The 10,141-nt window shown below is 72.6% G+C and carries 10 protein-coding genes and 2 pseudogenes; 4 read left to right on the top strand and 8 right to left on the bottom strand.

What is annotated here, in order from left to right; genetic code table 11:
* Positions 1-575, top strand: a 575-nt coding sequence (locus ADL22_RS09905; protein WP_159048600.1) for a LacI family DNA-binding transcriptional regulator, incomplete at its 5' end; no start/stop codon positions are given.
* A gap of 108 nt (positions 576-683) precedes the next feature.
* Here ADL22_RS09905 and ADL22_RS09900 read toward each other — a convergent pair.
* The 3 genes and pseudogenes from ADL22_RS09900 to ADL22_RS09890 all read right to left on the bottom strand — a co-directional run bounded on the left by ADL22_RS09900 (position 684) and on the right by ADL22_RS09890 (position 3,172).
* Positions 684-1,136, bottom strand: a complete 453-nt coding sequence (locus ADL22_RS09900; RefSeq protein WP_066975890.1) for a spore-associated protein A — start codon at positions 1,134-1,136, stop codon at positions 684-686.
* Between the two features lie 169 nt (positions 1,137-1,305).
* The gene (locus tag ADL22_RS09895) at positions 1,306-2,181 is read right to left on the bottom strand and encodes a lysozyme (protein WP_066975888.1); all 876 of its coding nucleotides are present in this window, start codon (positions 2,179-2,181) and stop codon (positions 1,306-1,308) included.
* A 311-nt stretch (positions 2,182-2,492) separates the two neighbouring features.
* Positions 2,493-3,172: pseudogene (locus tag ADL22_RS09890) on the bottom strand (transglycosylase SLT domain-containing protein).
* Between the two features lie 553 nt (positions 3,173-3,725).
* Between ADL22_RS09890 and ADL22_RS09885 the strand changes: the two are divergent.
* Entirely contained in the window at positions 3,726-3,959 is a 234-nt protein-coding gene (locus ADL22_RS09885) for a hypothetical protein (protein WP_066975886.1), read from the top strand.
* 117 nt (positions 3,960-4,076) lie between these two features.
* Here ADL22_RS09885 and ADL22_RS09880 read toward each other — a convergent pair.
* From ADL22_RS09880 to ADL22_RS09860, 5 genes and pseudogenes are all read right to left on the bottom strand, one after another.
* Positions 4,077-4,752: pseudogene (locus tag ADL22_RS09880) on the bottom strand (transglycosylase SLT domain-containing protein).
* Positions 4,753-5,208: 456 nt separating this feature from the next.
* Entirely contained in the window at positions 5,209-6,099 is an 891-nt protein-coding gene (locus ADL22_RS09875; protein ID WP_066975884.1) for an alpha/beta fold hydrolase, read from the bottom strand.
* Positions 6,100-6,201: 102 nt separating this feature from the next.
* Positions 6,202-7,443 carry a beta-ketoacyl-[acyl-carrier-protein] synthase family protein gene (locus ADL22_RS09870; protein WP_066975882.1) on the bottom strand — a complete coding sequence of 414 codons (1,242 nt, stop codon included), beginning with the start codon at positions 7,441-7,443 and terminating at the stop codon, positions 6,202-6,204.
* Positions 7,440-7,673, bottom strand: a complete 234-nt coding sequence (locus tag ADL22_RS09865) for an acyl carrier protein (protein WP_066975880.1) — start codon at positions 7,671-7,673, stop codon at positions 7,440-7,442. Before ADL22_RS09865 ends, ADL22_RS09870 begins: the two co-directional genes overlap by 4 nt.
* Before the next feature lie 392 nt (positions 7,674-8,065).
* Complete coding sequence (locus tag ADL22_RS09860; protein WP_234430622.1) at positions 8,066-8,575, bottom strand: MarR family winged helix-turn-helix transcriptional regulator; 510 nt, start codon at positions 8,573-8,575, stop codon at positions 8,066-8,068.
* A 245-nt stretch (positions 8,576-8,820) separates the two neighbouring features.
* Between ADL22_RS09860 and ADL22_RS09855 the strand changes: the two genes are divergently transcribed.
* Complete coding sequence (locus ADL22_RS09855) at positions 8,821-9,231, top strand: organic hydroperoxide resistance protein (RefSeq protein ID WP_066975876.1); 411 nt, start codon at positions 8,821-8,823, stop codon at positions 9,229-9,231.
* Between the two features lie 177 nt (positions 9,232-9,408).
* On the top strand, positions 9,409-10,141 hold a 733-nt coding region (locus tag ADL22_RS09850; RefSeq protein WP_234430621.1), incomplete at its 3' end, for a SpoIIE family protein phosphatase.

Below are 10,141 nucleotides of genomic sequence, written 5' to 3'. Positions count from 1 at the left end.
CTCCCTCCCCGCCCCCGGCCCTCTCCACCGTCCGCTCCGACGACGCCCAGGCCATGGCCCGGATCCTGGACCACCTGCACGCCCTCGGCCACCGCCGCGTCGGCCACGTCGCCGGTCTGCCCGGTCTCGCCCACACCGCCCGCCGGATCCGCTCCCTGCGCACCGAGGCCGCCCGGCGCGGCCTGGACCCCGGCCAGGTCCGGTCCCTGACCACCGACTACTCCGACGCCGAGGGCGCCGAGGCCACCCGCCGCCTGCTCGACGCCCCCGACCCGCCCACCGCGATCATCTACGACAACGACGTGATGGCGGTGGCCGGCGCCTCCGTCGCGGCCGATCGCGGCCTCGCCGTCCCCGGCCGGCTCTCCGTCGTCGCCTGGGACGACTCCCCGCTCTGCCGCGTCACCCACCCGCCGCTCACCGCGCTGGTCCGGGACACCGCCGCCTTCGGCCGGCTCGCCGCCGCCGAACTCCTCGCCCTCCTCGACGGCGGCCCGCCCCGCACCGTCGAGGCCGAACTCCCGCACCTCGAACCCCGCCGCAGTACCGGCCCGCCGCCACCCGGCACCGCGTAACCCGAAGGCGTACACAACGGGACCGGACCCGGGCACCGTCTCCCCCTGCTGCGAGACGGACCCGGGTCCGGCGTCCTTGTGGCGAACTCCCTTACGAGGTCGGCCGGTTCAGTGCCGGACCACCGTCCCCGGCGCCAGGCGCCCGCAGTTGGAGGCGGTCACCCGCACGCTCACCGACTCGATGGCGCCGCCCCAGTCCACGCACCGGCCTTTCGCCGCGAGATAGACCGGCCCGGCATAGGTGGTGAATGTCCCGCTGTCGAATACCGGATCGGAACTGTGGTCGGACGGCCCCAGTTCGGCCAGCACGAATACCGGCTTTCCGGGACTGTTCCGGACCGTCACCACGCAGTTCTTCCCGGTCTTGGCGCTGTAGGTGAGATAAACCGTTCCCTTCGCGCCGACCGGTACGGAATTCACGACGCCGTAGCCGCTGCCGCACGCGCCGTTGTAGGCCCCGCCGCGCACCGGCGCGGCCGAGGCGGTGCTGGTCAGGCCCAGAGTGGCGGCGCTGGCCAGAGCCAGGGCCGCGGAACCGGTGAGAAGAGTTGGACGCTGCATGGAAAACCCCCGTCAGGTGGTGTCCGTCGCATGGTCGTGCACCGCGTTCTTTTCGGTGCTGCACCGTGTTGGACACCGGCCGGACGGGGATGGTTGTACGCGTATTTCCGCCAGTACGTGTGTTCCTTTTCCTCTGATCGCGCTTTCTGCCGGTATCCGCCGCCCGGCGTCAGTCGTCGTCCTCCCCATTGGCCAGCACCTTGAGCCGGCTGTACGGGCCGTTGAAGCGGTTGTGGTCGCCGACCGTGTGCCCCGACGAGGTGTGCTGCCAGATGCTGTGGAACCGCCAGCCGCCCGGCAGGGTCCCGACCGACGAGCCGTAGCGCGGGATCCACAGCGGATTGGTCCGGCCGAACCGGGTGGAATTGCCGGTGCACCGCTTCCACCAGTTCGTCGAGGTGTAGATCACCGCGTCCCGCCCGGTCTCCTCGCGGTAGGCGCGCACGAAGTCGGCGATCCAGCTGACCATGCCGCCGTGGCTCTTGCCGTAGCAGGTCGCGCCGTACGGGTTGTACTCCATGTCCAGCGCGCCGGGCAGCGTCCGGCCGTCCCGCGACCAGCCGCCGCCGTGCCGGGCGAAGAAGCGGGCCTGCGCGGCGCCGCCGGAGTGGTCCGGCAGCGCGAAGTGGTACGCGCCGTGGATCATGCCCGCGTGGTACGAGCCCCGGTACTGCTGGGTGAAGTAGGGGTTGGTGTAGCTCGTCCCCTCGGTGGCCTTGACGTAGGCGAACCGCACGCCCATCCGGCGCAGCTTCTTCCAGCTGACGTTGCCGTTGTGGCTGGAGACATCGACGCCGGCGACGGACTTCCGGGACCAGGCGTTGCGCGGTTCCGAGCCGCCGGCCCGCTCCATGCCCTCGTGCATCGCGATGGTCGAGCCCATCCAGTCCTGCTCGGGGTGGGCGGGGGTGCGTCCGGCGTCCGGGGTCGCGGTGGCGGTGCCCGGCAGGGTGAGGGGCAGGGCGACCACGGTGACGAATGAGACGAGGGTGCCGGCCGCCAGGGGGACCCTACGGCGGGCCGGTGCGGATCTGCGCAAGGGCATCGCGTGCCTCCGAAGGACTTCGGTCGAGTCAGTTTCGGCAGCATGTGAGCAGGATCCTGCCGATGAAAAGACATATACGCTGAAATGCCGCATTCCATGGCTCAACAGGCCCCCGGTCCGCCGACCGGCCCGGCCATCTCACCCGTCCGGGCGCCCTCGCGCGGCTCCCGCCCGCCGGCCGTGGCACACGGAGGCCGTGGCGCGGGGAAGTCCCGGCACGCGGAAGAGCGGGCCCCGGCAGTGCCGGGACCCGCTCTTCCGTTCAGCGGCGAACGCGCCGTGCCGCCGCTTCGCCGTTCGTCCGCCCTGGATCAGTAGGCGGAGTTCACGTTGTCGATGGAGCCGTACCGGTGGGCCGCGTAGTTGGCGGCGGCGGTGATGTTGGCCACCGGGTCGGTGAGGCTGTTGGCCGTGCCGGCCACGTGGTAGGTCTCGAACGTGGGCTGGATCACCTGCAGCAGGCCCTTGGAGGGTATGCCGTTCTTGGCGTTGACGTCCCAGTCGTTGACGGCGTTGGGGTTGCCGCTGACTCCCGCATGATGTTGCGGTGCAGGCCCTCGTAGCTGCCGGGGATGCCCTTGGACTTCATGATGTCCAGGGACTGGCGGATCCAGCCGTCGAGGTTGTCGGAGTACTTCTTCGGCGCGGCCGGGCGGTCGGCGGAGCGGCTGACGGCCTTCTCCACGGCGCGGCCCTGCTTGGCGACGTCGGTGACCTTCAGGTGGTCGGCGACGGTCGCGGTGGCCGGGTGCCCGGCCTTGGCGTCGGACTTCGCGGCGGCCTGGATCCCGGCCTTCGCGGGCATCCCGTTGGCGCTCACCGGCTTGACCACGGCGGAGGCGTGCGCCGCCGGGGTCGCGGCGTTGCCCGGAGCGGCGGTCACGGCCAGACCCGTGGTGGCGCCGGCGGCCGCCAGAACGGCGACGGCGACCTTGTGGGTGCGGGTGACGCGGGTGATCCGGGCAGCGCGGGGCAGGGTGAACTTGGGCATACGGGGGTGACCTCTTCCAGGTACGGGAGCGGGGAGGCGGCCATCGTTGGCGCGTTCGGACCGGAGCTTCTGCGACCGCGTTCGCCATCGGGGCGGGAGGTGCGGCGCGCTCTCGGTGCGACGGAATCCATGGTTAACGGCGGACCTGCCGGGTGGCAATGACCCCTTTTACTACCTCTCTTCGTGAGAGGAGGCGCAATGTCCGGATTGTTCCGTTATTTTCCCCGGGGTTACAGGCCGGGCCCGCCCCCGCCACGACTACGCGGCCTCGTACGTGACGTACGTCGCGTGCCCGGGGTCACCCGCCGGCGCCCCCTGGAGCCCCCCGGGCCCCCCTTGCGAGTTGCCTGGGTCACACCTCGAAGTGCCCTCCGGCACCGCCCACTTCGCACCTCCGGGGGCGCGCCGGAGTCCGCCCGCGCCCCCGGATCCATCGATACGGCGGTGCGGATGGTCCGTTCGTAGCAGCGTCCGGACTGTCGGATGGCGGCGGCCGGACCGGGCCGTGAGAGTGAGACCACGCACAGCCGCCACTCACCGTAGGGAAGTGCTCATGCTCCGTCGCCTCGCCGTCGTGCTCAGCGGTCTCGCCGCCGCCGGATTCCTCGCCGCCGCCCCCGCCGCCGCGGCCCCCGCCGACCACCACCGCGACCACCACCGGGGGTACGAGCGGGGACACCACCACCAGCACCGCCTGTCCCCCAGGGAGCGGGAGGGCCTGCGCATCGCCGGCCACGTCCTCGACGTCCTCTTCGGCGGCCCGTCGCGCCACGGGCACCTGTACTGACCAGCGGCGCGCGCGTACCGAACGCGCCAACGGCAACGGCAACGGCCCTGCCCGCGAATCGCGGACAGGGCCGTTGCCGTATTACCAGGGCGCCGGGAACCGGCGCGCAACGCCGCCTCAGTAAGCGGAGTTGACGTTGTCGATGGAGCCGTAGCGGTGCGCCGCATAGTTGGCGGCGGCGGTGATGTTGGCCACCGGGTCGTAGAGGTTATGCGCCGTGCCGGCGACGTGGTACGTGTCGAACGTGGGCTGGATCACCTGCAGCAGGCCCTTGGAGGGTATGCCGTTGCGGGCGTTGATACTCCCGCATGATGTTGCGGTGCAGGCCCTCGTAGCTGCCGGGGATGCCCTTGGACTTCATGATGTCCAGGGACTGGCGGATCCAGCCGTCGAGGTTGTTGGCGTACTTCTTGGGCGCGGGGGCCTTGGGGGCGGCCTTCGGCGCCTCCTTGGCGATGTCGGTGCGCTCCGTGGAGCGGCTGGCGGCCTGCTCGGCGGCGCGGCCCTGCTGGGCCACCGCGGTCACCTTCAGGCCGTCCGCGACCGAGCTGGTCGCCGCGCGGTCCTGCTGCGCGGGCTTGTCCGCACCGGCCTTGTCCTTCGCGACGACCGGCAGGCCGTTGGTGCCGACCGGCTTGACCAGGGCGGACGCCTGCGCGGCGGGGGCCGCGGCGTTGCTGGGCGCGGCGGTCATGGCCAGCGCGGCGGCGCAGCTCGCGGACGCGACCAGGGCCGCGGAGACCTTGTGCGCCCGGGTGACGCGGAGAGTGCGGGGCAGGGAGAACTGGGGCATGGGCATGCGGGGTTGACCTCTTCCAGAGCTTGGAGGCGGCCGGAGGTGGCCTTCGGTGTCGTGGGGGACCGAGGGTCAGTGCCGCGCTCGCCACTCCGGCTGAGTCCGCAGGCTCGTTCTCGGTGCTACCGGAAACATGGTTAGCGCCGCCCCGGACCGGTGGCAATGATGTGATGTACTACCGAACTTCGTGTCTTGGGCGGAGATGTCCGCAATGCGGCCCGTTATTCCGCCGCACCGCGCCCCCGCGCACCACTAGGCCGGGCCGTACGTGACGTACGTCGCGTGCCCCGCATCACCGTTTGCCGGCCCCAAAGCCCCCTCCGGACACGGCGGTTTGTGCCCTGGCTCACACACCGGCGGGGCCGGCCCGCCCCAGGCGACCCGGCCCCGCTCGCGCACGCACCCCTGCGCACGCGCCCCGCTACGCGGCGTAGCGCTCTCGGCCCCGCGCGCTCACACCCGCGCCGTACCGCCCACCGCCCCCGCCGCCCGCGGCCCCGGCATCCCGGCCCCCACCGGCCGGTCCGTGAAGAACCGCACCGCCAACTCGGTGACCTCCGCCGGACGTTCCAGCACCACCCAGTGATCCGCCTCCGCGATGGTCACGAAGCGGCTGCCCGCCAGCGTCGCCGCGAACTCCCGCTGCCGCGCCGGCGGCGTCACCGTGTCGTGCTCACCGCTGAAGACCAGCGCCGGCACCCCCGACAGGCCGCCCGAGAAGTCCGGCCGGTCGGTCAGCGCCCGGCGCAGCGACTCCACCGCATGCGGTGAGTGCAGCGCCGCCTGGAGCATCGCCCGCCGCACATAGCGGTAGGCCAGCTCCCGCCGGGCCACCGGCCGGCTCTCGTCCCGGCACAGCAGCCCCTCCGCGACCATCGTGGCGAACGTCTCGGCGTCCCCGTCCCGCAGACAGGCCGAGGCCCGCCGCCAGTGCTCCGCCTGCGCCTCGGTGACATACGACGGCACACCGCCCAAGGCCAGCCGCGCGATCCGCTCCGGAAAGCGCCGCGCGCACCCGAAGGCCAGCCCCGCCCCGTAGGAGAAGCCGAACACATTGACCCGCGGCGCCCCGAGATCGTCGATGATCCCCAGGATCGCCGCGCACAGCACCTCGATCCCCGGCCCCGGCGGCAGCGGCTCGGCACTGCCCATGCCCGGCAGGTCCGCGGTCACCACGTCCGCCACCGACCCCAGCCGCTCCTCCAGCTGCGGCCAGCCGAACATCCCCTGCAGCGCACCGCCCAGCACCAGCACCGGCTCGGTACGCGGCGCCGGCTGCCGCAGCACGCGGTACGCGTACGACACCCCGCTCACCGACAGTGAGCGGATCACTTCCTCGGACATGGCTGCTTCCTTCTCGCCAGAACACGGACCCGGAGAACACGAAGGGGGCCCCGCCACGGCCGGGCCCCGGTGGAAACCGCTGGTCAGCGGCGGAACCATTGGTCAGCCGCGGGTCAGCACGAGCGCCGCGTTGTGGCCCCCGAACCCCAGCGACGTCTTCACCGCGCAGTCGAACGCCGCCGTCCGGGCCTCGTCGCGCACCACCTCGACCGGGATCCGCGGATCGGGCACGGTCAGATTCGCCGTCGGCGGCACCAGCTGCTGCTCCAGCGCCAGCACCGTCAGCGCGGTCTCGATCCCGCCCGCCGCGCCCAGTGTGTGCCCGGTCATCGCCTTCGTCGACGTCACCAGCGGTCCCTCGCCGAGTACCCGCCGCAGCACCTCCGCCTCGATCCGGTCGTTCAGCACCGTCGACGTACCGTGCGCGTTCACATGCCCCACGTCACCGGCCGCGACCCCGGCGTCCGCCAGCGCACCGCGCAGCGCCCGCTCGATGCCCCGCCCCTCCGGATCCGGCGCCACCGCCGCGTACGCGTCACTGGACGCCGCGTAACCGGCGATCCGCGCCCGGACCGGCGCCCGCCGGGCCAGGGCGTGCTCCGGCCGCTCCAGCACCAGCAGCCCCGCGCCCTCACCGATCACAAACCCGTCCCGGTCCGCGTCGAACGGCCGGCAGGCCCGCGCCGGATCCTCCCGCCGGGTCGACACCGCCTTCATCTGGCAGGCGCTGGCGACCAGCAGCCGGGACAGCACCGACTCCGCGCCGCCCGTGATCGCGATGTCGCACGCCCCGGCCCGCAGCAGCTGCAACGCCGTACCCACCGCGACGGTCCCCGACGAACACGCCGTCGCCACGCCCAGACTGGGCCCCCGCGCACCGAGATCCATGCAGACGCTGCTGGCCGCGCCGTTGATGACGGTCAGCGGGGCGAGCTTGGGGGAGACCCGCCGCGCACCGTGCCCGGCCATCGCCGCGCTCTGCTGGTCGTAGAACGGCAGCCCGCCGTGCGCCGAACCGATCACCACCGCCACCCGGCCGCTGTCCCAGGTCTCCGGGTCCAGCCCGGCGTCCCCGACCGCCTCCCGCGCGGCGATCACCGCCAGCTGCGAGAACCGGTCCATCAGCCGCTGGGCGGCCACCCCCAGCACCGCGGCCGGGTCCAGATCCGCCGCCGTATACATGAAGTCGCAGGGCAGATCGGCGAGTTCGGGCTGGTACGCGACGTTGCCTGGCACCACGTCGGTGGTGATCGCGTGCCAGGTCGCCTTCGTCCCGACGCCCGCCGCGGTCACCAGTCCCAGCCCCGTCACGGCCGCGGTGAACGGCCTCTGGCGGCCCGTCACGCCGCGACTTTGCCGTCGATGGCCGCCACCAGCTGCCCCACGGTGTCGCGCGAAGTCAGCGACACCTCTTCGAGGTTGATGTCCAGCCGCTCCTCGATGAGCACCCGCAGTTCTTCGAGGGCGAGGGAGTCCAGCTGCAGACTGCGCAGCGCGGTCTGCGCGGTCACCTCGGCCCGCGCGACCCCGAACCGCTCCTCCAGCAAGGTGTTGACAACTTCTGCCGCATTCACGTGGCGCTCCTCCGCTGCTCGTAGGCGATGCTGCCAACCGTGTCCTGGGCGGGATCTCGCCGGTGGCTCCGGCTGGTTCGGCCACCCTTTATACGCCTTTGTCCCGGGCGCTCCCCAACCTCGGTAGCTCGAAGGGGTGAGGGGCGCGCCGGTGTGTCGGAGAGGCCCCGCGCCGCTCACCGGACGGCACGCTGTCCAACGCCGGAACGGGGCGCGGGGGCACGGGTCGGATGGGCGTGCGGGTGGGGGGCGGAGCGCTTGTGCGGTACGGCTTGTGTGAGACGGCCGAGCGGGGCGGCTGAACGGTACGGCTGTGCGGGACCGCTGTGTGGGACGGCTGTGCGGCGGGGGCGGGGCAGGGGCCCGCGGGGCGGTGCCGGGCCGGCGCCCCCTCAGCCCTCGTCGAGCGCGCTGGTGACCCGTGCCAACAGGCCGCGCAGCGTACGGAGTTCCTCGACGGTGAGCCCGGTGGCGGCCAGCATCCGGCGCGGCACCGGCAGCGCCCGTTCCCGCAGCTCCGCGCCGTCCTCGGTCAGCCGGATGATCACCGACCGCTCGTCCTCGGCACTCCGCTCCCGCCGCACCAGGCCCGCCGCCTCCAGCCGCTTGAGCAGCGGCGAGAGCGTGCCGGAGTCCAGCCGCAGCCGCTCGCCGATGCGCTTCACCGGCTCCGGCCCGTGCTCCCACAGCACCAGCATCACCAGGTACTGCGGATATGTGAGCCCCAGCTCCTTCAGCACCTCCCGATACGCGCCCCCGAACGCCCGCGAGGCCGCGTGCAGCGAGAAGCACACCTGGTGATCGAGCCGCAGCAACTCGGCATCGGAGACGGGGAGCGCATCGGAGACGGGGAGAGGGGAGGGGGAGGACGGGGTGGAGGGTCCGGGCCGGGGCGGGGTCATGGGGCCAGGGTAACGGGCAGAGGGTGGTTGGTTGGCGGGCGACTGAGTCGCGCGGCTCCGAGTTGCGTGCCGCTCAGTTGTCTACATTTAAATTGCGCGCAACTTTATTCTGTGCGAGTGTGTGACGGGGCCGCTGGCAGTCGTTGCTCGACCCGCTCGGGCCGGCGGCGCTGCTGGTGGCCTTGCTCCTCCTCGTTTCTTCTCCGTCTCTCCTCTGTCTCTTGTTCCGAAAGGACCGGATTCTCATGGACGCGCTCTACACCGCCGTCGCCACCGCCAACGGCCGGGAGGGCCGGGCCGTCAGCTCCGACGGCCGGCTCGACCTCCCCCTGGCCATGCCCCCGGCCCTCGGTGGCGACGGCGCCGGCACCAACCCGGAACAGCTCTTCGCCGCCGGTTACGCCGCCTGCTTCGCCAGCGCCATGGCCACCGTCGGCCGCCGGATGAGGCTGGCGACGGAGGACGTCTCGGTCACCGCCGAGGTCTCCCTCGGCAAGGACGCCACCGGCTTCGGGCTCGCCGTCGTCATGCGGGTGGAACTCCCCGACGCCCTCTCCGGGGAGACCGGTCGCCGCCTCGTCGAGGAAACCCACCGCTTCTGCCCGTACTCCAAGGCCACGCGGGGCAACATCGACGTCGAGCTGGTCATCGAATAACGCGAGTGACGCGGAGGCGGCGCCGGGCCGGGGAGCGGGAGGGGTCGGCGGGCGCGAGGGGCCGGCGAGCGGGGAGGCTAGGGTCGGGACCAGGGATCCCGGGTGGCGATGCTTCGAGGCAGACGGGCATATGGGGCTCATACGGACAATTGGCTCCCCCGAGTGCAACCATGATGCATGCCCTTTCCACGGCTGACGCGGCTGCGCCAACGACCGGAAGCGAGCCACGCCCTGCTGCTGCTTCCGCTCGGGCTGATCGTCGCGGTCTGCGCGGTCGATTTCTTCGCGCCGCCGCAGGTCCACCTGGGCCCGCTGCTGGTCGCGGCCCCGGCGCTGACCGCCGCGTTCGCCGGCCCGGGCCCGACGGCTCTGGCCGGTGCCCTGGCCGTCGCCGCCCAGGTCGGCCTCGGCGCCGCCCGCGGCACCCTGTCCACCGAGAACCTCAACGCCCAGATCGCCGCCCTGATCGTCGTCTCCGCGCTGGTCTACGTCTTCACCGTGCTACGGGAAGGCAACGAGCGGCGGCTGTCGCGGAGCCGCTCGGTGGCCGCGGTGGCCCAGCAGGTCCTGCTCCGCCCGCTGCCGGCCCGCAGCGGCGACCTGGAAATCGCCTCCCTCTACCTCGCGGCCGAGGAGGAGGCGGAAATGGGCGGCGACCTCTTCGCCGCGGCCCGCACCTCCGCCTCCACCCGGCTGATCATCGGCGACGTACGCGGCAAGGGCCTCCCGGCGTACAGCCATGCCGCCCTGATCCTCGGTGCCTTCCGGGCGGCCGCCCACCGCCAGGCCACCCTGCCGCGCCTCGCCCGCCACCTCGACGGCGCGGTCCGCTGGGACACCGCCCAGTGGTACACCCCGGCCGCCCTCCCTTCTGACCTCGCTGCCTCCGGCCCCACCCCCTCCCTCGCGG

It is taken from the genome of Streptomyces sp. NRRL F-4489 (genome assembly GCF_001509485.1).
Lineage (GTDB): Bacteria > Actinomycetota > Actinomycetes > Streptomycetales > Streptomycetaceae > Streptomyces.
Note: the sequence above shows the minus strand (reverse complement) of the source record. Positions and strands in the feature narration are given on the sequence as shown.

Coding starts and splice junctions, on each gene's coding strand:
- ADL22_RS09900 (WP_066975890.1), bottom strand. CDS start 1,136: ATGCAGCGTCCAACTCTTCTCACCGGTTCCGCGGCCCTGGCTCTGGCC.
- ADL22_RS09895 (WP_066975888.1), bottom strand. CDS start 2,181: ATGCCCTTGCGCAGATCCGCACCGGCCCGCCGTAGGGTCCCCCTGGCG.
- ADL22_RS09885 (WP_066975886.1), top strand. CDS start 3,726: ATGCTCCGTCGCCTCGCCGTCGTGCTCAGCGGTCTCGCCGCCGCCGGA.
- ADL22_RS09875 (WP_066975884.1), bottom strand. CDS start 6,099: ATGTCCGAGGAAGTGATCCGCTCACTGTCGGTGAGCGGGGTGTCGTAC.
- ADL22_RS09860 (WP_234430622.1), bottom strand. CDS start 8,575: ATGACCCCGCCCCGGCCCGGACCCTCCACCCCGTCCTCCCCCTCCCCT.
- ADL22_RS09855 (WP_066975876.1), top strand. CDS start 8,821: ATGGACGCGCTCTACACCGCCGTCGCCACCGCCAACGGCCGGGAGGGC.